Here is a 25,201-nt window from a genome sequence, read left to right as displayed (position 1 = left end):
TGCGCGCGGCCCCCGTTCCCCTTACTCTTCCCCGCATGGCTGCGGCTCAGGGACGACTGTCGGACGACGCTGGCGGAATGGACGAGGCGAAGGGGACCGAGGAGGCGGAGCGGCATACGGAAACAGGGCCACCGCCGCCTTTCCGGGCCGCAGTCGACGCGCTGCGCGCGGCCCGGCTGCGCCCGCAGCTCGAGGTGGAGCCGACCCCGGCGCCCCGCCGGCTGGCGCCGTTCGCGTACGCGCTGGAGGCCACCGTCGTGGACGGCGACCAGGACCTGGCCGACGGGCGGCTGGTGCTGCTGCACGACCCGGCCGGGCACGACGCCTGGCACGGCACGTTCCGGCTGGTGACGCTGGTGCGCGCGGAGCTGGAGCCGGAGATGGCGGCCGACCCGCTGCTGCCGGACGTCTGCTGGACCTGGCTGACGGGCGCGCTCCAGGCGCGCGGGCTGACGTACGGCGAGCCGAGCGGCACGGTCACCCGGGCGAGTTCTCATCACTTCGGGGGGCTGTCGGCCCGCCCGGCCGCCTCGCAGATCGAGATCCGGGCGTCGTGGACACCGCGCGAGGGCCTGGGCGGGGTTCCGGACACGGGGGCGCATCTGACGGCCTGGTGCGATCTGCTGGCGCAGGTCGCGGGGCTGCCGCCGGCCGGTCCTGGCGACGCGTCGGTGGTGACGCTGCCGCAGCGGCGCGGCCCGCAGTCGCGCTGACCCTCCCCCTCCGGCCGCTCGCGGCTCGGGCCGACCCCCCTTCGCCCTCCCTTTCGGCCGTCGCGCACGGCCGCCTCCGGGGGGCGCCGACGGTTCGATCCGGCTCCCGTGTGGCCGTCTCTTTGTCGATACGGCCACTTTCAATCACGAGCGATCGATCGAACGAACCGATTTGGTCACCGAACGATCGATCGCCTGTCCGAATTGCACTAATTGTTACTCACTAGATCGTGATCATTTCCTAAAGGGCACCGGGTTTACTGCCGAAGACGACTGTGACCTTGACAGCCGTCCCGCACCCCAGGAGGCCCGGTGTCCGTTCTTCTTGAGCAGCCCGCAAGCCTGGTCGCCTACCGTCCGAACAAGCCCACCGCCATGGTCGTGGTCGCCGATCCGCGCGTCCGCTCCACCGTCACCCGCCATCTGTGGGCGCTCGGTGTGCGCGACGTGATCGAGGCGTCGTCCGTGGCCGAGGCCCGTCCCCGCATCGGCAACCCCCGCGACATCTGTGTCGCCGACGTCCATCTGCCCGACGGCTCCGGCCTGACCCTGCTCTCCGAGACCCGCGCCGCGGGCTGGCCCAACGGCCTCGCCCTGTCGGCGGCCGACGACATCGGCGCCGTCCGCAACGCCCTCGCGGGCGGAGTGAAGGGCTACGTCGTCACCGGCACCCGCTCCAACGTCGGGCTCCCCACCCGGCCCGGTGCCGCCCCCATCGGCGCCGCGGCAGCCCGGCTCCACCGCCGCCCCCCGGGTGCCCCGAGCCACCCGGGCGGCTACCGCGAGCTGTCGGGCCGTGAGGTCGAGGTGCTGCGCCTGGTCGCCGAGGGCCAGTCGAACAAGGCGATCGGTGTCTCGATGGGGCTGTCCGCCCTGACCGTGAAGAGCCACCTCGCCCGCATCGCCCGCAAGCTCGGCACGGGTGACCGTGCCGGGATGGTGGCGGTGGCCCTGCGCACCGGAATCATCCACTGACCCGACCGCCCCGCGGGGACCCGGCCACCCGGCCCGGCCCCGCCCTCCTCCGGCCGCCGTGCCGATGTGAACCCGTCGTTTCCCCGGCCTGACTGGTTTACGACCCCTGGGTGCCCGTCGACGGAACGTTCCGTCGGCGGGCCCCGTCCACGCATGGATACCCTTGACAGGTGACCGACGCCCAAGAGACCGCAGCAGACACATCACTGCGAACCACCGGGGGCGCCCCTCCGGAAGACGACGGATCTTCTGCTGCCGGGGCGCCGATCCCTCTCCTCGAACCCCGTGAGGGCATTCCGCCCGTCGTCGCGGACGACGCCGCCCTCGCCGATGTGATCGCCCGCCTCGCGGCCGGCTCCGGCCCCCTCGCCGTCGACGCCGAGCGCGCCTCCGGCTACCGCTACGGACAGCGGGCCTATCTGGTGCAGCTGCGCCGCCAGGGCGCCGGCACCGCGCTGATCGACCCCGTTGCCTGCCCCGACCTGTCCGGACTCGGCGAGGCGCTGTCGGGCGTGGAGTGGGTGCTGCACGCCGCCACCCAGGACCTGCCCTGTCTGCGCGAGATAGGCATGGTCCCCGAGCGGCTGTTCGACACCGAGCTGGCCGGCCGCCTCGCCGGATTCCCTCGGGTCGGCCTGGGCGCGATGGTCGAGTCCGTCCTCGGCTACGTCCTGGAGAAGGGCCACTCCGCCGTCGACTGGTCCACCCGCCCGCTGCCCGAGCCCTGGCTGCGCTACGCCGCCCTGGACGTCGAGCTGCTGGTCGACCTGCGCGACGCGCTGGAGAAGGAGCTGGACCGGCAGGGCAAGCTGGAGTGGGCCCGCGAGGAGTTCGACGCCATCGCGACCGCGCCGCCGCCCGAGCCCCGCAAGGACCCCTGGCGCCGTACGTCCGGGATGCACAAGGTGCGGCGGCGGCGGCAGCTGGCCGTCGTACGGGAGATGTGGGAGACACGGGACCGGATCGCGCAGCGGCGGGACGTCTCGCCCGGCAAGGTGCTGTCCGACACCGCCATCGTGGAGGCCGCGCTGGCCGTCCCCGCCGGCGCCCACGTCCTGGCCACGCTCAACGGCTTCGGGCACCGGATGGGGCGGCGGCAGCTGGAGCAGTGGCAGGCCGCCATCGAACGGGCCAAGGCGCTGACCGAGTCGCAGCTTCCGCAGCAGGGGCAGTCCGTCGCGGGTCCCCCGCCGCCGCGCGCCTGGGCCGACAAGGACCCCGTCGCCGCGGCCCGGCTGTCCGCGGCCCGGACCGCCGTGACCGCGCTCGCCGAGCGGCTCGCCATGCCGCAGGAGAACCTGATCACCCCCGACACCGTGCGGCGGATCTGCTGGGAGCCGCCGAAGGCGGTGGACGCCGAGTCCGTCGCGGCGGCGCTGGCGGGGTACGGAGCCCGGCCCTGGCAGGTCGCGCAGGTGACGCCGGTTCTGGTGGACGCGCTGTCCGTCCCCGAGTAGTACCCGGCGCCGGGGCGGGCGTTCGCGGGACGGTTGTGGCATTACCGAGGGCGCACAAGTGGAACAGTGGCGTCGAGATCAGGCCAAGATCCCCGGAGGACGCGGGGGCGGTGGGGTGTGACCTTCGCCGCTCCGTCCTCCAGGGCTGTGCAGCTACGTTACTCGTAAGTAGCATGGGTCTGAGCGCGCGCTCAGTGCATGCGTGTCGCAGCAGTGCCATCCCGCACCCTGGAGGAGAGCCATCGTGCCTCGTACCGTCAGGGACGTCGTTTTCGTCGACGGCGTCCGCACCCCGTTCGGCAAGGCGGGCCCGAAGGGCATCTACCACGAGACCCGGGCCGACGACCTGGTCGTCAAGGCGATCAGGGAGCTGCTGCGCCGCAACCCCGGCCTTGACCCCAAGAAGATCGACGAGGTCGCCATCGCCGCGACCACGCAGATCGGCGACCAGGGCCTGACCCTCGGCCGCACGGCGGGCATCCTGGCGGGTCTGCCGCAGTCCGTCCCGGGCTACTCGATCGACCGTATGTGTGCCGGCGCCCTGACCGCCGTGACCACGACGGCCGGTTCGATCGCCTTCGGCGCCTACGACGCCGTCATCGCCGGCGGTGTCGAGCACATGGGCCGCCACCCCATGGGCGAGGGCGTCGACCCGAACCCGCGCTTCGTGTCGGAGAAGCTCGTCGACGAGTCCGCCCTGTTCATGGGCATGACCGCCGAGAACCTGCACGACCGCTACCCGACCATCACCAAGCAGCGCGCCGACGAGTACGCCGTGCGCTCGCAGGAGAAGGCCGCCAAGGCGTACGCCGACGGCAAGATCCAGCAGGACCTGGTGCCGATCTCGGTGCGCCGCACCAACCCGGAGGCCGGTGAGACGGGCTGGGGCCTGGTCACCGCCGACGAGCCGATGCGCCCGGGCACGACCCTGGAGAACCTCCAGGGCCTCAAGACCCCCTTCCGCGTGCACGGCCGGGTCACCGCCGGCAACGCGGCCGGTCTGAACGACGGCGCCACCGCGTCGATCATCGCGAGCGAGGACTTCGCCCGCGAGAACAACCTGCCGGTCAAGATGCGCCTGGTCTCCTACGCCTTCGCCGGCGTGGAGCCCGAGGTCATGGGCTACGGCCCGATCCCGGCCACGGAGAAGGCGCTCGCCCAGGCGGGCCTGTCCATCTCCGACATCGGTCTCTTCGAGATCAACGAGGCCTTCGCCGTCCAGGTCCTCGCCTTCCTGGAGCACTACGGCATCGCCGACGACGACGCGCGCGTCAACCAGTACGGCGGCGCGATCGCCTACGGCCACCCGCTGGCCTCCTCCGGCGTGCGTCTGATGACGCAGCTGGCCCGCCAGTTCGAGGAGCAGCCGCACGTCCGCTACGGCCTGAACACCATGTGTGTCGGGTTCGGCATGGGCGCCACCGTCATCTGGGAGAACCCGCACTTCGAGGGGGACAAGTGAGCACCACCGCTGAGCTTCTGAAGGGTGCGGCCGAGCTGTTCCCCGACGAGGTCGTGACGTCCGCGCACGTCCGCCACCTCGACCTGCCGTTCGGCGCCGGGCGCTTCGCGCTCATCACGCTGGACAACGGCTTCGACCACACCAAGCCGACCACCTTCGGCCCGCAGTCGCTGGCGAACCTCAACCTCGCCATCGACCAGGTCGAGAAGGAGGCCGCGGACGGCTCGATCGTCGGCGTCGGCATCACCGGCAAGCCGTTCATCTTCGCGGTCGGCGCCGACCTCAAGGGCGTCGAGCTGCTGAAGAAGCACGAGGAGGCCCTGGCCATCGGCAAGGGCGGCCACGACGTCTTCAAGCGTCTGGCCGGTCTGGCCGTGCCGACCTTCGCGTACTACAACGGTGCCGCCATGGGCGGTGGCGTCGAGGTCGGTCTGCACTGCACCTACCGCACCGTGTCGAAGGCCCTGCCGGCCTTCTCGCTGCCCGAGGTCTTCCTCGGTCTGGTCCCGGGCTGGGGCGGCTGCACCATCCTGCCGAACCTGATCGGTGCCGAGAACGCCGTCTCGGTGATCATCGAGAACAGCCTCAACCAGAACAAGCAGCTCAAGGGCAAGCAGGTCTTCGAACTGGGCATCGCCGACGCCCTGTTCGAGGGTGCCGACTTCCTCGAGCAGTCCCTGCTCTGGACCGCGTCCGTGCTCAAGGGCGACGTCGTGGTCGAGCGCCCGGCGATCGACCGCGGCGAGGCCTGGGACCAGGCCGTCGCCAAGGGCCGCTTCATCGCGGACTCCAAGGTGCACGGCGCCGCCCCGGCCGCCTACCGCGCCCTGGACATCATCGAGGCGTCCAAGGACGGCGACCTCCAGAAGGGCTTCGACGCCGAGGACGTCGCCCTCGCCGACCTGATCATGGGTGGCGAGCTGCGCTCCGGCATCTACGCCTTCAACCTGGTGCAGAAGCGCGGCAAGCGCCCCGCCGGCGCCCCGGACAAGAGCCTGGCGCGCCCGGTCACCAAGGTCGGCGTCGTCGGCGCGGGCCTGATGGCCTCGCAGCTGGCGCTGCTGTTCCTGCGCCGCCTCGAGGTGCCGGTGGTCCTCACCGACATCGACCAGGAGCGCGTCGACAAGGGTGTGGGCTACGTCCACGCCGAGATCGACAAGCTGCTCGGCAAGGGCCGGATCAACCAGGACAAGGCCAACCGCCTGAAGGCCCTGGTCACCGGTGTCCTGGACAAGGCCGAGGGCTTCGCGGACGCGGACTTCATCATCGAGGCCGTGTTCGAGGAGATGACGGTCAAGCAGAAGGTGTTCGCGGAGGTCGAGGCGGTCGCCCCGGCGCACGCGATCCTCGCCACCAACACCTCCTCGCTGTCGGTGTCGGAGATGGCCTCCAAGCTCCAGCACCCGGAGCGCGTGGTCGGCTTCCACTTCTTCAACCCCGTCGCGATCCTCCCGCTGCTGGAGATCGTCCGCGGTGAGCAGACCGACGACGCCTCCCTGGCCACGGCCTTCGGTGTCGCCAAGAAGCTGAAGAAGACCGCGGTGCTGACGAAGGACGCCCCGGCGTTCGTCGTGAACCGCATCCTGACCCGCTTCATGGGCGAGATCCAGAACGTCATCGACGAGGGCACCCCGGTCGCCGTCGCCGAGAAGGGCGTCGAGCCCCTCGGTCTGCCGATGTCGCCGCTGGTCCTGCTGGAGCTGGTCGGTCCCGCGATCGGCCTGCACGTCTCGGAGACCCTCAACCGGGCCTTCCCCGAGCGCTTCACGGTCTCCCCGAACCTCAAGGCGGTCGTCGAGGCCGGCAAGCGCGGCTTCTACGTCTACGACTCCGGCAAGCCGGAGCTGGACCCCGAGGTCGCCGCGCTGCTCAAGCAGGGCGATGTCGTCCTGACCGAGGAGCAGGTGCGCGACCGCGTGCTCGACGCTGTGGCCCAGGAGATCGGGCTCATGCTCGACGAGGGTGTCGTCGCCGAGGCGCAGGACATCGACCTCTGCCTGATCACCGGCGCCGGCTGGCCCTTCCACCTGGGCGGCATCACGCCGTACCTGGACCGTGAGGGTGTCAGCGAGCGGGTGAACGGCAAGCGGTTCCTGGAGCAGGGCGTGGCGAGCGTGCCCGCGTAGCGCTTGGCTTCGGCGCCGGTGCCCCGCACACCTGGGTGGTGTGCGGGGCACCGGTGTTTGTGTTCGGCGCAGGCTGTGTTTCGGGTGCAGGTCGGATGAGGCTGGTCGCGCCCGCGCGGCGGAGCCGCACAATGACACAGCCCCGCGCCCCTTTAGGGGGCGCTGCACTCCTGCCACGGTTCCAGGGCCAGGCCCGGTTCTTCCTTGCGGCGGGTGATGCGGAGGGTGCCGTCGGGGGTGAGGGTGGCGGCGGTGACGCGGCCGGTGCCGTCCACCGTCAGCGCCACGCGGGTGCCCGGCGGCAGCTGGGGGCCCGACTCCGTCCACCACAGGCCCGCCGTCTCCCCCTCGGTCGGGTAGGCGGCGAAGGCGACCCGGCCGGAGGCGGAGCGCTGGGCGAGCACGGTGCAGTCGTGGCCGTCGATGTCGCAGCGCAGCAGCGCCACCGGGCCCGGACCGGCCGCGGTGAGCAGCGGGGCCGGCTCACCGCCCTCCCGCCAGGCGTACAGCATGCCGTCGGGGGCGGCGTAGAACAGGGTCGTGTGCTCCTTGGAGGTGGGCAGCGCGGCGAGCGTGCCCGGCTCCACGTCGGCGGCCAGCGGAACGGCCGCCACCGGACGGCCGCCCGGCTCCTGCTGGAGCCAGCGCAGGACGCCCGTGGGGTTGCCGGCGTACACCTCGATCCGGCCCGACTCCCCCGTGACCGCGACGACTTGCTCGTGCACCCTGGAGCCGCGCAGGTCGTGCCAGGTGTTCCAGCCGCCGCGCTCCTTCTGGTTGACGGTCTGCACGCCCTTGCCGCGGTTGCGCACGAAGAGGTACGCGCGGCCCTCGGCGTCGACCGCGACGGCGGGCTCTCCGGTGCGCTCGCCCTGCTTGTTGGGGTGGCCGACCGGGGCCCAGTCCAGTGCGGCGAGCAGGGGCCGGAAGTGCGTGGAGTGCACCAGGCCGGACTCACCCGAACGAGTGGGCCGCCAGGCGACCAGATGGGCATAGCCGTCGGCACCCTGGCCCACCGCGAACCCGGCGTGCAGCTGCTGGGCGCCGCCGATCCTGCGGGGTGCCTGCCAGGAGCCTCCCGGGGCGAACTCGGCCCGGCACAGGACCGCGTCGTCGGAGGAGAGATAGACACTCAGACGGCCGTCGCGGCCGCGTATGAGCCAATTGCCGTTCACTGCGCGAACCATGGGCACGGAGTCACTCTAATCGGACGGCGGAGGTCCGCCCGCCCGCGGGGCGTGGGACGCTGAGGGCATGAGCGACCCCTTGCTGGTGATCGTCGACGGCGCGAACGTCGTCGGGTCCGTGCCGGACGGATGGTGGCGCGACCGGCGGGGGGCCGCGGAGCGGCTGCGGGACCGGCTGGCGGCCGACGGGGTGCCGGGGCGGGACGGGCCGTTGGAGATCGTGCTCGTGGTGGAGGGGGCCGCGCGCGGGGTGTCGTCGGTGCCGGGGGTCCGGGTGGAGTCCTCGGACGGGAGCGGTGACGATCGGATCGTGGAGCTGGTGGCCGCCGCGGGGCGGTCCTGTCTCGTCGTGACCGCGGACCGGGAGTTGCGGGGGCGGGTGGGGGAGCTGGGGGCGGAGGTCGTGGGGCCGCGCTCGGTCCGGCGCTGAGCATGTGACAAGGGGCGCGGGCCCGGCGGCCGGCCACCCGCCCCGGTCCTTCGTGTTGCGGCCGTGGGTGGGTCGTGGCTGGTCGCACGGTTCCCCGCGCCCCTCGAGAGCAGGCGTCGGTTGTCAGGCCTCTCCGGGGCCCGGGGCCTTGACCGTCTCCTCGTGGCGGCCGAGGCGGCTGTGGGAGCGGCCGTAGAGGAAGTAGACGACGATGCCGACGACCATCCAGCCGGCGAACCGGAGCCAGGTCTCGGTGGGGAGGTTGAGCATCAGCCACAGGGAGGCCAGGACCGAGACGATCGGCAGGAACGGCACCCAGGGTGTGCGGAAGGAGCGGGGCAGGTCGGGGCGCGTACGGCGGAGGATGATCACGCCGATGGCGACGACGACGAAGGCGAACAGGGTGCCGATGTTGACCAGTTCGGCGAGTTCGCTCAGCGGGGTGAAGCCGGCCACGATCGCGATGATCCCGCCGAGCAGGATGGTCGGCCGGTGCGGCGTCTTGTACCGCGGGTGTACACGGGAGAAGAAGCGCGGCAGCAGTCCGTCGCGGCTCATGGCGAAGAAGACACGGGTCTGGCCGAGCAGCAGGATCATGCAGACCGTGGTGAGGCCGACGGCGGCGCCGAAGCTGATGAAGCCCGCGAACCAGGGGTGTCCGGTGGCCTTGAAGGCGTCGGCGAGCGGGGCCGTGACCGACAGGTCGGTGTAGTGCTGCATGCCCGTCACGACGATCGACACGGCGACGTACAGGGCGGTGCAGATGAAGAGGGAGCCGAGGATGCCGCGCGGCATGTCGCGCTGCGGGTTGCGGGTCTCCTCGGCGGCGGTGGCGACGACGTCGAAGCCGATGAAGGCGAAGAAGACGACGGACGCGGCCGTGAAGATGCCCATCACACCGAAGTTGGAGGGGGCCCAGCCGAAGATCAGCTGGATCAGCGGCGCCTGGAGGCTCTCGCCGGCCGGCACCTCCTGGCTCTTCGGGATGAACGGGTCGTAGTTGTTGCCGTCGATCAGGAAGGCACCGGCGATGATCACGGTGAGCACGACGGTCACCTTGATCGCCACGACCACCGAGGTGACGCGCGCGGAGAGCTTGGTCCCGAGGACGAGGATCGCGGTGAGCACCAGGACGAGCGCGGCGGCGAGGATGTCGAAGCCGAAGCCGTCGGCGCCGTCACGGGTGCCGAGCGCGTCGGGCAGATGCCAGCCCGCGTTGTCCATCAGGGAGGCGATGTAGCCGGACCAGCCGACCGCCACCACCGCCGTGCCGAGCGCGAACTCCAGGACGAGGTCCCAGCCGATGATCCAGGCGGGCAGTTCGCCGAGGGACGCGTAGGAGAAGGTGTAGGCCGAGCCGGCCACCGGGACGGTGGAGGCGAACTCGGCGTAGCAGAGCGCGGCGAGGGCGCAGACGACACCCGCCGCGACGAAGGCCAGGGCCACCGCGGGCCCCGCGTTGTTCTTGGCCACCGTCCCGGTCAGAACGAAGATGCCGGTGCCGATGATCACGCCGACGCCGAAGACCGTGAGGTCCAGGGCCGACAGGGATTTCTTGAGTGCGTGCTCGGGTTCCTCGGTGTCGAGGATGGACTGCTCGACCTTCTTCGTCCGGAAGAGGGTACTGCTCACGGGTTTACCTCCCACTTGTCGTCCTCGACATGATCGAGAGGGGGTGCACCACGTATGCCCCGGCACGAGCGCCTTCACGCGGATGGGCCGGTTTCACCACTCCGACAGTGGTGAGAACCGGCCCATCCGGGTGCATGCGGTCAGTCGCGCGCGGCTTCGACCTCGGCCGGGGCCGCCTCGTCGTACCGGCCGTCGAGCCGGGCCACGAGGCCGGTGACCTGACGGGCGATGTCGGGCGCGGTCAGGCCGATCTCGGCCAGGACCTCGCCGCGGGAGGCGTGGTCGAGGAAGCGCGGCGGGATGCCGAAGTCTCGCAGCGGCACGTCCACGCCCGCGTCGCGCAGGGCCTGGGCGACGGCCGAGCCGACTCCGCCGACCCGGGAGTTGTCCTCGACGGTGACGACGACGCGGTGCCGGTCCGCGAGCGGGGCCATGGCCTCGTCCACGGGCTTGACCCAGCGCGGGTCGACGACGGTGGTGGTGATGCCCTGCCGGTCGAGCAGACCGGCGATCTCCAGGCACATCGGCGCGAGGGCGCCGACGGAGACCAGCAGCACGTCCGGGGTGTCGGTGCCGGGCTCGCGCAGCACGTCCATGCCGCCCACCCGGCCCACGGCGGGCACGGCGGGGCCGACGGCACCCTTGGAGAAGCGGACCACGGTCGGCGCGTCCTCGACCTGCACGGCCTCGCGCAGCTGGGCGCGGACCTGCTCGGCGTCGCGCGGGGCGGCGAGCCTGAGGCCGGGCACGACCTGGAGGATCGACATGTCCCACATGCCGTTGTGGGAGGCGCCGTCGGTGCCGGTGACACCGGCCCGGTCCAGGACGAAGGTCACCCCGCACTTGTGCAGGGCGACGTCCATGAGGACCTGGTCGAAGGCCCGGTTGAGGAAGGTGGCGTACACGGCGAACACGGGGTGCACGCCCGCGTGGGCCAGGCCCGCCGCGGAGACGGCGCCGTGCTGCTCGGCGATGCCGACGTCGTAGACACGGTCGGGGAAGCGCTTGGCGAAGCGGTCCAGGCCCACCGGCTGGAGCATCGCCGCGGTGATGGCGACGAGGTCCTCGCGCTCCTCGCCGAGCTTGACCATCTCGTCGCCGAAGACGGACGTCCAGTCGGCGCCGGAGGAGGCGATGGGCAGGCCGGTGTCGGGGTGGATCTTGCCGACGGCGTGGAAGCGGTCGGCCTCGTCCTGGAGGGCGGGCTGGTAGCCGCGGCCCTTCTCGGTGAGGCAGTGCACGATGACCGGCCCGCCGAACCGCTTGGCGCGGGCCAGCGCGGACTCCAGGGCCTCGATGTCGTGGCCGTCGATCGGGCCGACGTACTTCAGGCCGAGGTCCTCGAACATGCCCTGCGGGGCGATGAAGTCCTTCAGGCCCTTCTTGGCGCCGTGCAGGGTCTCGTAGAGGGGGCGGCCGAGGACCGGGGTGCGATCCAGGAGGTCCTTGGTCCGGGCGAGGAAGCGCTCGTAGCCGTCGCTGGTGCGCAGGGTGGCCAGGTGGTTGGCGAGACCGCCGATGGTGGGCGCGTAGGAGCGCTCGTTGTCGTTGACGACGATGACCAGCGGGCGGTCCTTGGCCTCGGCGATGTTGTTCAGCGCCTCCCAGGCCATGCCGCCGGTGAGGGCGCCGTCGCCGATGACGGCGGCGACGTGGGCGTCGCGCTTCATCAGCTGGTTCGCCTTGGCGATGCCGTCGGCCCAGCCGAGCACCGTGGAGGCGTGGCTGTTCTCGATGACGTCGTGCTCGGACTCGGCCTGCGAGGGGTAGCCGGACAGGCCGTCCTTCATCTTCAGCCGGGAGAAGTCCTGGCGGCCGGTGAGCAGCTTGTGGACGTAGGACTGGTGGCCGGTGTCCCAGAGGACCTTGTCCTTCGGTGACTCGAAGACCCGGTGCAGGGCGATGGTCAGCTCCACCACACCGAGGTTGGGGCCGAGGTGGCCGCCGGTCTTGGACACCGCGTCCACCAGGAAGGTCCGGATCTCCTCAGCCAGCTGGTCGAGCTGCTCCAGGCTGAGCCGGTCCAGATCGCGCGGTCCCCTGATGCGGGTCAGCAGCGGCACCCGTGCCTCCTTGCAGTAGAGCTGATCGAGCTGTTGCCGGGCTTGTCGAGTCTAATGTTCCGCCCGGCCGACTGGTTCCCGGCCCGCGCTTCACAGATCACACAAACGGCTCTACTCATGAACACGGAGCAAGGGAACGCCGAAAGGGGCGCGGGGAACCGCGCGGCCGCCCGCTTCGAGCGGCGGCCGCCGGTCCACCCACGCCCCTGTCGGCGCTAGGGCGTCAGAATCACGCGCGGCCCGCGGTCTTCTGGGTCTTGCGGGTGATGGAGTCGATGACGACCGTGGTGAGCAGAACACCGGCGGTGATCATGTACTTCACCGGCTCGGCGATGGACTCCAGCTGGAGGCCGTACTGGATCGAGACGATCACCAGCACACCGAGCAGGGCGTTCCAGGTGCGGCCACGGCCACCGAACAGCGAGGTACCACCGATCACGGCGGCGGCGATCGCGTTCATCAGCAGGTCACCGGTACCGGCGGACTGGTTGGCGGAGGCGATCTTCGAGGCCAGGAACAGACCACCGATGGCGGCGAAACCGCCGGAGATCGCGAACACCGAGATCCGGACCGCGGTGACGTTGATACCCGCACGCCGGGAGGCCTCGACGCTGCCACCGAGCGCGAAGACCTTGCGGCCGTACGCCGTGCGACGCAGCAGGAAGTCGGTCGCCACCAGGAAGACCAGGAAGATCACCGTGGCCAGCGGCAGGCCCTTGTACTGGTTGTACATGGCAGCCGCGGCGAAGGCGATGACCGCCAGCAGACCGGTGCGCAGCAGCGTGTCGCTCAGCGGACGGAACGGGATGCCCACCGCCTCACGACGGCGGTTGCCGAGGAAGGAGGTGAGGAAGAACACCCCGACGACCACGGCGGCCAGACCGTACGCGGCGGCGACGTCGCTGAAGTAGTACGTGGTCAGCTTGCCGATGAAGCCGTCGCTGGCGAGGTTGATCGTGCCGTTCTCGCCCAGCGTCTGGAGCATGAAGCCGAGCCAGAACAGCAGGCCCGCCAGGGTGACGGCGAACGCCGGAGCGCCGAGGACGGCGAAGAAGAAGCCGTGCAGGGCACCGATGGCACCGCCCGCGGCGACGGCGAACAGTACGGCCGCCCACTCGGGCCAGCCCTGGTTGACCGCCAGGACGGCCGCGATGGCGCTGGCCGCGCCGCTGACCGAGCCGACCGACAGGTCGATCTCGCCGAGCAGCAGCACGAAGACGATGCCGACCGAGATCATTCCGGTGCCGACCATCGTGATCGTGATGTTGTTCAGGTTCTCCGCGGAGAGGAACGCGGAGTTCAGGCTCTGGAAGACGACGCAGATGACGATCAGGCCGAGGATGACGGGCAGCGAGCCGAGCTCACCGGCCTTCATCTTGCGCTTGAACTCACCGAGGTAGCCGGCCAGGCCCTGCTCCTGCACCAGCAGGCGCGGGTCGACGGCGACGTCGGAACCGGCGGCCGCCTCGGGGTTCTCCACGAGGCCCTGGTCCTGCGGAGTCGTTTCTGCCGCGGAGGTCTTGTCGATGCTCACTTGGAAACCTCCCCACTCGTGCGCGCCGCACGGCGGGTCACGGCGTTGTCGGTGGCGCCGGTGATGGCGGAGATGATCTCCTCCTGCGAGGTCGTCTTGACCTCGAACACACCGTTGTTGCGGCCGAGGCGCAGCACGGCCACCTTGTCGGCGACCGCCTTGACGTCGGCCATGTTGTGGCTGATGAGCACGACGGCGTGGCCGCGCTCGCGCAGCCGCTCGACGAGGTCGAGGACCTGGGCGGTCTGCTCCACACCGAGGGCTGCGGTGGGCTCGTCGAGGATGACCAGCTTCGGCTCTCCGAGCATGGACCGGGCGATGGCCACGGTCTGGCGCTGCCCGCCGGAGAGAGAGGCGATCGGGATCCGCACACTGGGGATGCGGATCGAGAGGGTCTTCAGCAGTTCGAGGGAGCGGCGCTCCATCTCGACCTCGTCGAGGACGCCGCGCTTGCTCACCTCGCGACCGAGGAAGAGGTTGCCGACGACATCGATGTTGTCGCACAGCGCGAGGTCCTGGTAGACCGTCGCAATGCCCAGGGACTGGGCGTCGTGCGGCCGGTTGATCGCAACGGCCTTGCCTTCCCACTCGATGACGCCCTCATCGATGGGATGCACGCCGGCGATCGTCTTGACCAGCGTGGACTTTCCGGCGCCGTTGTCGCCCACCAGGGCGACGACCTCACCGGCGTGGACCTCGAGCTCTACGTCGGTGAGCGCCTGGACGGCACCGAATCGCTTGGAGACCCCGCGCAACGCCAGAACAGGCGTAGCGGACACGTGAACCATCTCCTTCGCCGCCTGACCCGGCGGAAGGTAGTGCTAAGAGTTGGGGGGATGTTCCGTCCGGCGCCCCGCGCGAGCTTGCGGGGCTGTTATGAGCGGGGCGCCGGAGGAGCCTTGGAGGCGGCAGTCCGGTACGGGAACTCAACGCTGGGTTCCCGTACCCATGTGGACCTGCCGTGCCTCGGGGGTGCTACTTGATGCCGGCCTTGTCGCAGGCGGCCTTGTACTTGCCCGTGCAGATCTCGGCGGCGGTGTAGACGCCGTCCTTGATGACCGTGTCGTTGATGTTCTCGACGGTCAGCGAGGTGACGGGGACCAGGACGGACGGAACGTCCTTGGCGCTGTCGCTGGAGACCTTGTCCTTGGCGACGGTGGTGACGTCCTCGCCCTTGGCGAGCGCGACGGCCATCGCGGCGGCGGCCTCGGCCTCGGGAGCGTACGGCTTGTAGACGCTCATGAACTGCTCACCGGCGACGATGCGCTGCACGGCCGCGAGCTCGGCGTCCTGGCCGGTGACCGGGATGCCGCCGATGCCGGCCGCGTTCAGGGCGGTGATGATGCCGCCCGCCATGCCGTCGTTGGCGGAGTAGACGCCGACGATCTTGTCCTTGCCGAGAGCCGAGATCGCCGCCTCCATGTTGGCGTTGGCGTTCTCCGGCTTCCACTCCTTGGTGTCGTACTCCTTGCCGACCTTCACCTTGCCGTCGAGGACGGAGTGCGCGCCCTCCTTGAACTTGGCGGCGTTCGGGTCGGTGACGGAGCCGTTCATCATGACGATCTGGCCGCTCTTGGCCTTGTCGCCCAGCTCCGCGAGGAGCGCCTCGCCCTGGGTCTTGCCGACCTGGACGTTGTCGAAGGACGTGTAGGCGCTGATCGGGCCCTCGGCGAGGCGGTCGTAGGCGACGACCTTGATGCCGGCGTCCACGGCCTTCTGGACCGAGTTCTTGATCGCCTTGGCGTCGACGGCGTCGAGGATGAGGACGTCCACCTTGTTGGTGATCATGGTGTCGACCTGCTGCGCCTGCAGGTTCGCGTCCTGCTTGGCGTTGTTGTACTCGACGGTCGCCTTGCCGTTCGTCAGCTCCTTGATCTTCTGCTCGATCAGCGGCCGGTCGAACTTCTCGTAGCGAGCGGTCTGGTTCTCCGGGAGGAGAAGGCCGACCTTGATGTCGTCGCCCTTGGCGGCCGACGGCGAGGAGTCGCTGCCACCGTCGGCCTTGTCCGCGCTGCCACAGGCGGCGAGGGATACGGCCATTGCACCGGCGGCGATGGCCACGGCGGCACGACGCATACGCGTGTTCATTCAGAAACCTCCCTGACGAGGCCGCGTCGTTGCGGCCGAGGTGGCTGGAAGTCAACTCGGCCACACGTGCGACGTCAAGAAGTAAATCCTTAACGAGATGGCAACGGTGCCATCCGTTCTCTAAGTGAAGGCAGGCGTGGCGGTCGGCAGCGTGCCGTCCAAAAGGGTCGAATCGCCCACCTCGCTGAGTGCGAGGGCGAGCGCCCCGAGTACCTCCGCACGGCCACCAAGTGCCCCCGGGAGAACGGACAGTTGGCGCGCCGCGCTGGGGATCGCGTAGCGGCCGACAGACTCCCTGATCGGCCCGAGGACGAGCTCACCGGCCTCGGCGAGATCACCGCCCAGGACGACCCGGCTCGGGTTCAGCAGGTTGCAGAGATTGGCGACTCCACTGCCGATATGTCGGCCGACGTCGGCGATCACCCGACGGCAGCCCGGATCTCCGTCCCTGGCCAGCCGTACGACACCCTCCATGGTGAGGTCGGTGCCGTGACTGGGCTGGAGGAGCGGCAGCACATAGCGCGCCGCCGCGAAGGTCTCCAGGCAGCCGCGATTACCGCAGCGGCAGACCGGGCCGGATTCATCGAGTGTAATATGTCCGATTTCTCCTGCGGTGCCGCCGGGCCCGCGATAGATCTTCCCGTCGATCACGAGACCGGCCCCGACACCGCTGGAGACCTTGATGTAGGCCATGTCCCGCACGCCCTTGCCGGCCCCCCAGACGAGCTCTCCGAGGGCGCCCAGGTTGGCGTCGTTGTCCACGTGCACGGGTACGCCCAGACGGCCGCGCAGCTCCTCCGCGGGGCGCGTGCCGCTCCAGCCGGGCAGAATGGCGGTGGAGCCCAGCTGACCGGACTCCACGTCGATCGGGCCGGGCACACCGAGGCCCACTCCGGCGATCTTGGACCGGTCCACGCCGGCGACCGAGACCAGGCGGCCGACCAGCTCTTCCGCCCGGTCGAAGCCCTGCTCGGCGGACGCGTCCACGTCCAGCGGCTCGGACTCCTCGGCCAGCACCTGATGGGCCAGATTGCCCAGCGCCACCCGGAGGTGGGTATGCCCGAAGTCGATTCCTATGACGATCCCGGCGTCCCCGCTCAGACTGACGCTGCGGGCCCTGCGGCCGCCGGCCGAGGTCGGCGTGACCTCGACGGTTCCGCCGTCCTTCAGTTCACGGACGATGTTGGAGACCGTCGCCGCCGACAGGCCCGTCGTCCGCGCGATCTCCGCCTGTGTCAGGGATCCCGCCAGCCGGACGGCTCGGACCACCCGCTCCAGGTTGGCTCGGTGCAGCGACGACTGCGACCCCGGAGTCTCCACGACGACCTCCTGCGCGCGGGACCGCTTCAGTGAGGCCCCGTCAATGTCCAACTAGTGAACTCTAAGCTGAGCTGTTCGGGTTGCCTCCCGTCAAGAGGTTGAACAATTTCAGGGGGCAGCGACACAGCGAAGCACGCCGCTCCCTGGGGCGGGAACGGCGTGCGTTCGGGTGAAAGCTCTGGGTTACTTCAAGCGCGGTCCCCGTGTCGTTGCGGGGCCGGGCCCGGCCCGGTCCGGGAGCGCCGGGACAAGTCGGTCGGGGTTACGCCATTCGGGTGATCTCGCCTCGCCCCGGGGCCCGGGCGGGTCTTCCCCGGGCCGGGTGGGTCTCCCCCGGTCGCCCCGGCTCCGGCCGGTCCGGTCTCCCCGGGTCACTTCAGGGTCGCCGAGGTCAGTCCGGCCTGGACCTGGCGCTGGAAGGACAGGTACACGACCAGCATGGGGATCATGGCGATGCTCACGCCGGCGAACAGGACCGGCAGGTCGGTGGCGTAGCCCTGCTGCTGCTGGAGCTGGATCAGGCCCTGGGTGAGGACATAGCGCTCGGGGTCGTCACCGCTCTGCGGCTGCATCAGGACCGTGGGCAGGATGAACTGGTTCCACTGCCCCAGCGTGTTGAAGATGCCCACGCTGATCAGGCCCGGCTTGGCCATCGGCAGCATCACCTGGAAGTAGGTCCGCGCGTGCGAGGCCCCGTCCAGGATCGCCGCCTCGAACACCGCCGTCGGCAGGGTCCGGAAGAACGCGTGCATGAAGAACACGGTGAACGGCATCGAGTAGGCGACGTAGACCAGGATCAGACCCTGGTAGGTGTTCAGCATGTCCAGCCGCTTGACCATGAAGAACAGCGGGACCAGGGCCAGGAACACCGGGAACATCGCGCCGGCGACGAAGAAGTAGTACAGGAACCGGTTGCCCCAGAACTGGTAGCGGGCCAGGACGTAGGCCGCCATGGAGCCGAAGAGCATGGTCAGCGGCACCGAGAAGGCGAGCACGATGACCGTGTTGAGGAAGTAGTCCCCGATGCCCTTGTCCCAGGCGCGGGCGAACACGTCCAGGGACCAGTTCTGCGGCCAGCCGAAGGCCGAGCCGCCGATCTGGGCGTCGGTCTTGAAGGAGCTGAGCACCAGCCACAGCAGGGGCAGCACGATCAGCAGGGCCCACACGGCGAGGAAGCCGTGCGAGAAGACGTTCAGCACGACGCCCTCGCCCCGCCCGCCGCCGGGGCGGACGGGGATCTTGTCCGGGGACCGCTGGGCGGGTACGGCCGCGCCCTGCTTGACGGGGGCGCTGGTGTCGTCGATGGGTGCGCTCATGTCGGTCGTCTCTCTCCCGCTCAGAACTCGATGCGCTCGCGGCGGGTGGCCCGCAGCATGACCACGGACAGGATCAGGGTGAGCACGAGCATCACCACGCCCATGGCGCAGGCGTAGCCGCTCTTGCCGTAGATGAGGAAGTTGCGCATCATCGCGGTCGCCATGACCTCGCTGTGATGGTCGGGGCCGCCGCCGAACTCACCCGCGGTCATCGTGGACACCAGGATGAACATGTCCATGGCCGCGATACCGAGGTACACCCAGGCGGTCTGCACGGAGTCCCACAGCAGGGGCAGCGTGATGCGGAAGAAGGACTGGCCGCGCCCGGCGCCGTCGATCAGGGCAGCCTCGTAGATGTCGCGCGGAATGGACTGCATGGCCGCCGAGAACAGCACCAGATAGAAGCCGACGCCGTGCCAGACGACGACCAGCATCAGCATCCACAGCACCATGTTCGGCTCGTTGAGCCATTCCACCGGACTGCTCTCGTCGACCAGGCCGAGTTTCATCAGCAGGCCGTTCAGCATGCCGCCGCTGTCACTGCGGTACACGGCCCCGAACAGCACCGCGAGAATCGCCAGCGACAGCACCTGCGGAAAGAAGTACACGACCTTGTAGAACTTCGATCCCGCGACGCCCGCGACCCCGCCGGCCCGGCTGCGGCCGCCCGCGTTCAGCATGAACGCGAAGAACAGCGCGAGCAGAATGGTGATCACCGGGATGAACACCAGGAACAGGATGTTGTGCCAGATGGCACCCAGGAAGATGTCGTCCTGGAACAACTCCTTGTAGTTGTCCAGACCGATGAACTTGAACGTCTGGGACTGGCCCTTCCAGTCGGTCAGCGAGTAGCCGATCGTCTGGAGATAAGGCCAGATCACGAAGACGAGATACAACGCCACGGGGACGAACAAGAACCCCGCTACGAACCGGTGCTGCCCTTTACGCATCGAACACCCTGCCCCTGTCGTCCCCAAGGGGCGTGGGGCTGTACCCGATATGCGGCTGCCGCCGCGTGTGCGCGACACGCCGCGATGAACCACACCCTGGACAGCACCCACGCCCCCATGGCGAAACCCGAATTCGCTACTCCCGGCGGTTGTTCTTGGCCGCCGGATCCTTCGCGGCCTCGTTCACCGCCGCCTGCGCCCGCTTCAGCCACTCCGCGGGCTGGATGCGCTTGGCCATCAGCTCGTTGGAGGCGTTCTGGATGGCGGTGTCCATCTCGCTGTACCACTCCGTGTACAGGAACCGGAAGGTGTTGTCACCGGCGGCCTTGGACGCCTCGACCGTGGACTGCGTGCCCGGCCGCAGCTGGACGCTCGGGTCCACGCCGTCCTTGAGGATGGTCAGCGAGTTCGCCTCCTTGGCGAACAGCGTCGACCACTCTCGGGACAGCATCATCCGCATGAACTCCTGCGCCCCGGCCAGGTTCTTGGCCTTGGAGGGGATGATGAACGGCTCGCCGGAGCCGGCCCGGATCGCCTCGTACGGCAGGGCGCTGTCCGGCAGCAGCGGCATCGGCATGAACCTCATGTCGAAGTCCGCCGGGGTCTGCTTCAGCTGCTCGTTCTCCAGCCACGAACCGCAGGTGATGAAGGCGGCCTTGTACTGGTTCCATCGGGTCTGCGACTCGGTGTGGGTCAGGCCGTTGGTGCCGGGCAGCAGATAGCCCTTCTCGACGACCTCGTAGACCGCCTCGACCGCGGCCTTCGCGGCGTCGGAGCCGACGAACGCGTTCGGCTCGAGGTTGTCGATCGCCTTCATGGCCTCCGGACCGCCGGTCTTGGCGATCAGGTCCATGATGGCGACGTTGATGTAGTACGGGTACTTGCCCTGGTGCGCGAGGCCGCCGATGCCCTGGGACTTGGCGTCCTTGCAGATGGCGAGGAAGTCGTCCCAGGTCTTGGGCTCCTCCCAGCCCTTCTCCTTGAAGAGCTTGCCGGAGTACCACAGACCCCACACCGTGTAGATGTAGTTGAGGGCGACGATCTTGCCCTCCTGCATGCCCGCGTCGAGCGTGCCGGGGATCAGGGTGTCGCGGACCTTCTTCGAGGGGTCGTCCACCGAGGGCGCGTCCAGGACCGCGGCGAGGTCGAGGAGCTGGCCGTTCTTGTAGAGGACGTCGATCTTGATCTTCTGCGCGCCGGAGTTGTCGACGATGTCCGGCGGATTGCCGCCGTTGAAGCGCGGCTGGAGCTTTCCGGTGATCTCCTGGGTGCCGGTGTGGGTGGAGGTGACGCCCCGCTTCTTCTGGAAGCTCGCCTCCCACACCTTGGCGTACTCGTCGCCGTAACCGCCCTTGAAGATGACGACGTCGAGTTTGCTGCCCTTCTTCACACCGAAGGGGTTGTCCTTGGTCGTCTTGCCCTTGGTGTCCTCGCTCGTTTCGTCGCCGCCGCCGCTGGCACAGGCGGACAGCACGCCCATCGACGGCACGGCGATCAGGCCGAGCGCGGCGGACCGCTTGATCAGATCGCGGCGGCCGACACCCGCGTCGGAGTTCTCGGCACCATTGTTCTCGGCGGAAGTGGATCCCATGCTCAAGTCCTCGCCTTCTCCAGGACTCAGGCGGTGAACCGGATCCTCGCCGGCACCGCGGTGGGGTCAAGCTGGGTCGTGCACGAACTGCTCCGGGACGCTGGTGAAGGTCCGGGATCGCCGACAGGTATAGTCCACTTCCCGCCAGCGGAGCAAGATCGAATGCAAGGTTCGCCGTTGGTCTTTTCCGAGTTGAGACCTCACGGAAATATCCGCCGCCCGATCGATCACGACCGGAGGAATTCGCGACAATACCCCCGGACGCCACAGTCAACACCCTTGACATGCCTGACCACTTGAGCCCCTACTTGACCCTGCGCACGAAGTTGACAACGTTGTCCAAAGTGCAGGGAGGGCTCGTGCACAGAGTTCGGCACAGATGGGGTCCGGCAGTGGCGCTGACCGCCGTCCTCACCCTGGCGGTGGGCTCGCAGGGCGTGGCGGTCGCCCTGCCGGAGAAACCCGACGCCGCCGGCCGGGAGTTCGCCTCCTCCTTCGAGGCGGGCGAACCGGCACCGGACTGGCTGAACACGGTCGACACCGCGCCCGACGGCACCGAGCGCGCCTCGGGCGTGGACGGCGGATACAGCAGCGGCATCCCGGGCAATGTGACCGACCATGTCACGGACGTCCGGGCGAGCGGCGAGAACACCGGCGCCGGCGAGGTCAAGGAGAACCTCGTCGACGGCGAGCCGAGCAGCAAGTGGCTGGTCTTCCAGCCTTCCGGCTGGGCCGAGTTCGAGATGGACAAACCGGTCAAACTAGCTACTTACGCCCTGACTTCGGCCAATGACTTCGCCGAGCGGGACCCGCGCGACTGGACCCTGAAGGGCTCCGCCGACGGCACCGACTGGAAGACCCTGGACAGCCGGAGCGGCGAGACCTTCGCCGAGCGCTTCCAGACCCGGACCTTCGACCTCGCCGAACCGGCCGAGTACCGGTACTTCCGGCTGGAGATCACCCGCAACAACGGCGCCCTGGCCATCACCCAGCTCGCCGACGTCCAGTTCTCCACCGGCGGCGGCGACGGCCCGGTGCCGCAGGACATGCTGTCGCTGGTCGACCGGGGCCCGAGCGGCTCACCGACGGCGAAGTCGGCGGCCGGCTTCACCGGGAAGCGGGCGCTGCGCTACGCGGGCCGCCACACCTCCGAGGGCCGGGCGTACTCGTCCAACAAGGTCTTCGACGTGGACGTGGCCGTGCACCGCGACACCCGGCTGTCGTACCGGATCTTCCCGGCGATGGCCGACGGCGACCGCGACTACGACGCCACCCACGTCGCGGTGGACCTGGCCTTCACCGACGGCACGTATCTCAGCGACCTGAAGGCGACCGACCAGCACGGCTTCGCGCTGAGCCCGCGCGGACAGGGCGCCGCGAAGATCCTCTACGTCAACCAGTGGAACAATGTCGTCTCGCGGATCGGCTCGGTCGCCGCGGGCCGCACGATCGACCGCGTCCTCGTCGCCTACGACTCCCCCGCGGGCCCGGCCCGGTTCCGCGGCTGGCTCGACGACGTCAGGATCGCGCCCGCCGCCCCCGAGCGCCCCAAGGCGCATCTGGCCGACTACGCGATCACCACCCGCGGCACCAACTCCAGCGGCGGCTTCTCGCGCGGCAACACCTTCCCCGCGACGGCCGTTCCGCACGGCTTCAACTTCTGGACGCCGGTGACCAACGCGGGCTCGCTGAGCTGGCTGTACGACTACGCCCGAGGGAACAACGCGGACAATCTGCCCACGATCCAGGCGTTCAGCGCCAGTCATGAGCCGAGCCCCTGGATGGGCGACCGGCAGACCTTCCAGGTGATGCCGTCCGCCGCCGCGGGCACCCCTGACCCCGGCCGCGAGGCCCGTGAGCTGGCCTTCCGGCACGAGAACGAGACCGCGACGCCGCACTACTACGGTGTGACCTTCGAGAACGGCCTCAAGGCCGAGATGACCCCGACCGACCACGCCGCGGTGCTGCGCTTCACCTACCCCGGCGACGACGCGAGCGTGCTGTTCGACAACGTCACCGACCAGGCGGGGCTCACCCTCGACCGGGACAGCGGCACCTTCACCGGGTACTCCGACGTGAAGTCCGGCCTGTCCACGGGCGCCACCCGGCTGTTCGTGTACGGCGAGTTCGACAAGCCGGTGACGGAGGGCTCCGCCGCCGGGGTCAAGGGACATCTGCGCTTCGACGCCGGACCCGACCGGACCGTCACCCTGCGCCTGGCGACCTCGCTGATCAGCGTCGACCAGGCCGAGGACAACCTGCGCCAGGAGATCCCGGACGGCACGTCCTTCGAGGACGTACGCTCCACGGCACGGCGCGCCTGGGACCGGCTGCTCGGCAAGGTCGAGGTCGAGGGCGCCACGCCGGACCAGCTGACCACCCTGTACTCCAGTCTGTACCGGCTGTATCTGTACCCCAACTCCGGTTTCGAGAAGGTCGGTTCGCAGTACAAGTACGCCTCTCCGTTCTCGCCGATGCCGAGCCCGGACACCCCGACGCACACCGGCGCGAAGATCGTGGACGGCAAGGTGTACGTCAACAACGGCTTCTGGGACACCTATCGCACCACCTGGCCGGCCTACTCGCTGCTGACGCCCACTCAGGCGGGCGAGCTGACCGACGGGTTCGTGCAGCAGTACAAGGACGGCGGTTGGACCTCCCGCTGGTCCTCCCCCGGCTACGCCGACCTGATGACCGGCACCTCCTCCGACGTGGCGTTCGCCGACGCCTACGTCAAGGGCGTCGACTTCGACGCGAAAGCGGCCTACGACGCGGCGGTGAAGAACGCCACGGTCGTGCCGCCGTCCTCCGGCGTCGGCCGCAAGGGCATGACCACCTCCCCCTTCCTCGGCTACACCAGCACGGCCACCCACGAGGGCCTGTCCTGGGCCCTGGAGGGCTATCTCAACGACTACGGCATCGCGAGGATGGGCCAGGCCCTCTACCGGGAGACCGGCGAGCGGCGCTACCAGGAGGAGTCCGCGTACTTCCTCGACCGTGCCCGCGACTACGTCAACCTCTTCGACACCCGGGCCGGCTTCTTCCAGGGCCGTGACGCCAAGGGCGCCTGGCGGGTCGACTCCGCGAAGTACGACGCCCGCGTGTGGGGCTACGACTACACGGAGACCAACGGCTGGGGCTACGCCTTCACCGCCCCGCAGGACAGCCGGGGCCTGGCCAACCTCTACGGCGGCCGCTCCGGCCTCGCCGACAAACTCGACACGTACTTCGCCACACCCGAGACGGCCTCACCGGAGTTCGTCGGCTCCTACGGCGGTGTCATCCACGAGATGACCGAGGCCAGGGACGTCCGCATGGGCATGTACGGGCACTCCAACCAGGTCGCCCACCACGCGATCTACATGTACGACGCGGCCGGGCAGCCGTGGAAGGCGCAGGAGAAGGTCCGCGAGGTGCTGGCCCGGCTCTACACCGGCAGCGAGATCGGTCAGGGCTACCACGGCGACGAGGACAACGGCGAGCAGTCGGCCTGGTTCCTGTTCTCCGCGCTCGGCTTCTACCCGCTGGTGATGGGCAGCGGCGAGTACGCCATCGGCTCCCCGCTGTTCACCAAGGCCACCGTTCACCTGGAGAACGGCCGTGACCTCGTGGTCAGGGCGCCCCGCAACAGCGCCCGCAACGTGTACGTCCAGGACGTGCGCCTCAACGGCGTCAAGTGGCGGTCGACCTCGCTGCCGCACTCCCTGCTGGCGCGCGGCGGTGAGCTGGAGTTCGAGATGGGCCCGCGGCCGTCCGCCTGGGGTACCGGACGCGGGGCCGCGCCGGTCTCGATCACCCAGGACGACAAGGTGCCGTCACCGCGCGCGGACGTCCTGAAGGGCTCCGGCGCCCTGTTCGACGACACCTCGTCGACCGAGGAGGCCGTCACCTCGGTCGACCTGCCGGTCGGCGAGCGGACCAGGGCCGTGCAGTACACGCTCACCTCGCCCGCCGACCACACCCGGGCGCCGGCCGCCTGGACGCTCCAGGGCTCGGACGACGGCACCACCTGGAAGACCCTGGACGAGCGGTCCGGGGAGACCTTCCGGTGGGACCGGCAGCTCCGGGCGTTCACCGTGGCCGCTCCGGGTATCTACGGGAAGTACCGGCTGGTGCTCGACGGCGGGGCGACCGTCTCGGAGGTCGAACTGCTCGCCTGAGCGGCGGAGTCGGGAGCCCAGTGCCGATCACCGCGTCCCGGCCGCCCGGGAGTGCCGAACCCGTCTGGCCGGCCCCCACTGCCTTCCGGGCGGTCGGCGGCCGGGGGGGGGGGGGGGGGGGGGGGGGGGGGGGGGGGGGGGGGGGGGGGGGGGGGGGGGGGGGGGGGGGGGGGGGGGGGGGGGGGGGGGGGGGGGGG

At 69.8% G+C, this 25,201-nt stretch carries 17 protein-coding genes; 7 read left to right on the top strand and 10 right to left on the bottom strand.

Translation table 11 applies throughout. The features are described from left to right. Positions 1 to 35 precede the first annotated feature (35 nt). From ACZ6SQ_RS29845 to ACZ6SQ_RS29825, 5 genes are all read left to right on the top strand, one after another. Complete coding sequence (locus ACZ6SQ_RS29845; RefSeq protein WP_469567482.1) at positions 36 to 713, top strand: DUF3000 domain-containing protein; 678 nt, start codon at positions 36 to 38, stop codon at positions 711 to 713. Between the two features lie 312 nt (positions 714 to 1,025). Then, on the top strand, positions 1,026 to 1,688 hold the full coding sequence (locus ACZ6SQ_RS29840; RefSeq protein WP_386380843.1) for a LuxR C-terminal-related transcriptional regulator: 663 nt from the start codon (positions 1,026 to 1,028) through the stop codon (positions 1,686 to 1,688). Positions 1,689 to 1,858: 170 nt separating this feature from the next. Continuing rightward, positions 1,859 to 3,145 carry a ribonuclease D gene (locus tag ACZ6SQ_RS29835; RefSeq protein WP_469567480.1) on the top strand — a complete coding sequence of 429 codons (1,287 nt, stop codon included), beginning with the start codon at positions 1,859 to 1,861 and terminating at the stop codon, positions 3,143 to 3,145. Between the two features lie 244 nt (positions 3,146 to 3,389). Further along, a complete protein-coding gene (locus tag ACZ6SQ_RS29830) occupies positions 3,390 to 4,607 on the top strand; it encodes a thiolase family protein (protein ID WP_263213749.1) in 1,218 nt (405 codons plus the stop codon). Continuing rightward, the gene (locus ACZ6SQ_RS29825) at positions 4,604 to 6,733 is read left to right on the top strand and encodes a 3-hydroxyacyl-CoA dehydrogenase NAD-binding domain-containing protein (RefSeq protein WP_469567477.1); all 2,130 of its coding nucleotides are present in this window, start codon (positions 4,604 to 4,606) and stop codon (positions 6,731 to 6,733) included. The genes ACZ6SQ_RS29830 and ACZ6SQ_RS29825 overlap by 4 nt, the downstream gene beginning before the upstream one ends. Before the next feature lie 152 nt (positions 6,734 to 6,885). Here the strand turns inward: ACZ6SQ_RS29825 and ACZ6SQ_RS29820 are convergent, their stop codons facing one another. Next, positions 6,886 to 7,920, bottom strand: coding sequence for a DUF8189 domain-containing protein (locus tag ACZ6SQ_RS29820; protein ID WP_469567649.1), 1,035 nt, complete (start codon positions 7,918 to 7,920; stop codon positions 6,886 to 6,888). Positions 7,921 to 7,987: 67 nt separating this feature from the next. Between ACZ6SQ_RS29820 and ACZ6SQ_RS29815 the strand changes: the two genes are divergently transcribed. Further along, positions 7,988 to 8,350, top strand: coding sequence for a PIN domain-containing protein (locus tag ACZ6SQ_RS29815; protein ID WP_469567475.1), 363 nt, complete (start codon positions 7,988 to 7,990; stop codon positions 8,348 to 8,350). A gap of 123 nt (positions 8,351 to 8,473) precedes the next feature. On the opposite strand, the gene ACZ6SQ_RS29810 is transcribed toward ACZ6SQ_RS29815, so the two are convergent. From ACZ6SQ_RS29810 to ngcE, 9 genes are all read right to left on the bottom strand, one after another. Then, entirely contained in the window at positions 8,474 to 9,982 is a 1,509-nt protein-coding gene (locus tag ACZ6SQ_RS29810; protein ID WP_469567473.1) for an amino acid permease, read from the bottom strand. Between the two features lie 140 nt (positions 9,983 to 10,122). Further along, a complete protein-coding gene (gene dxs, locus ACZ6SQ_RS29805) occupies positions 10,123 to 12,045 on the bottom strand; it encodes a 1-deoxy-D-xylulose-5-phosphate synthase (RefSeq protein ID WP_469567470.1) in 1,923 nt (640 codons plus the stop codon). A gap of 229 nt (positions 12,046 to 12,274) precedes the next feature. Continuing rightward, positions 12,275 to 13,579: a sugar ABC transporter permease gene (locus tag ACZ6SQ_RS29800; protein ID WP_469567468.1), complete on the bottom strand. Its 1,305-nt coding sequence runs from the start codon at positions 13,577 to 13,579 to the stop codon at positions 12,275 to 12,277. Next, complete coding sequence (locus tag ACZ6SQ_RS29795) at positions 13,576 to 14,367, bottom strand: ATP-binding cassette domain-containing protein (protein ID WP_386380835.1); 792 nt, start codon at positions 14,365 to 14,367, stop codon at positions 13,576 to 13,578. Before ACZ6SQ_RS29795 ends, ACZ6SQ_RS29800 begins: the two co-directional genes overlap by 4 nt. Positions 14,368 to 14,554: 187 nt before the next feature. After that, positions 14,555 to 15,667: a sugar ABC transporter substrate-binding protein gene (locus ACZ6SQ_RS29790; RefSeq protein ID WP_386380834.1), complete on the bottom strand. Its 1,113-nt coding sequence runs from the start codon at positions 15,665 to 15,667 to the stop codon at positions 14,555 to 14,557. A 120-nt stretch (positions 15,668 to 15,787) separates the two neighbouring features. Next, entirely contained in the window at positions 15,788 to 16,987 is a 1,200-nt protein-coding gene (locus ACZ6SQ_RS29785) for an ROK family transcriptional regulator (RefSeq protein WP_469567647.1), read from the bottom strand. A 371-nt stretch (positions 16,988 to 17,358) separates the two neighbouring features. Next, entirely contained in the window at positions 17,359 to 18,303 is a 945-nt protein-coding gene (locus ACZ6SQ_RS29780) for a carbohydrate ABC transporter permease (protein ID WP_469567464.1), read from the bottom strand. A 20-nt stretch (positions 18,304 to 18,323) separates the two neighbouring features. Continuing rightward, positions 18,324 to 19,253, bottom strand: coding sequence for a carbohydrate ABC transporter permease (locus tag ACZ6SQ_RS29775; RefSeq protein ID WP_386380832.1), 930 nt, complete (start codon positions 19,251 to 19,253; stop codon positions 18,324 to 18,326). Positions 19,254 to 19,389: 136 nt separating this feature from the next. Further along, positions 19,390 to 20,844 (bottom strand): N-acetylglucosamine/diacetylchitobiose ABC transporter substrate-binding protein, encoded by a 1,455-nt coding sequence (ngcE, locus tag ACZ6SQ_RS29770; protein ID WP_469567462.1) that lies wholly within the window; start codon positions 20,842 to 20,844, stop codon positions 19,390 to 19,392. Positions 20,845 to 21,260: 416 nt separating this feature from the next. On the opposite strand from ngcE, the gene ACZ6SQ_RS29765 reads away from it, so the two are divergent. Beyond that, a complete protein-coding gene (locus ACZ6SQ_RS29765) occupies positions 21,261 to 25,004 on the top strand; it encodes a GH92 family glycosyl hydrolase (protein ID WP_469567645.1) in 3,744 nt (1,247 codons plus the stop codon). Positions 25,005 to 25,201 lie beyond the last annotated feature (197 nt).

It is taken from the genome of Streptomyces sp. NPDC048600 (assembly GCF_055587025.1).
This window is presented reverse-complemented; position numbering and strand designations above follow the sequence as displayed.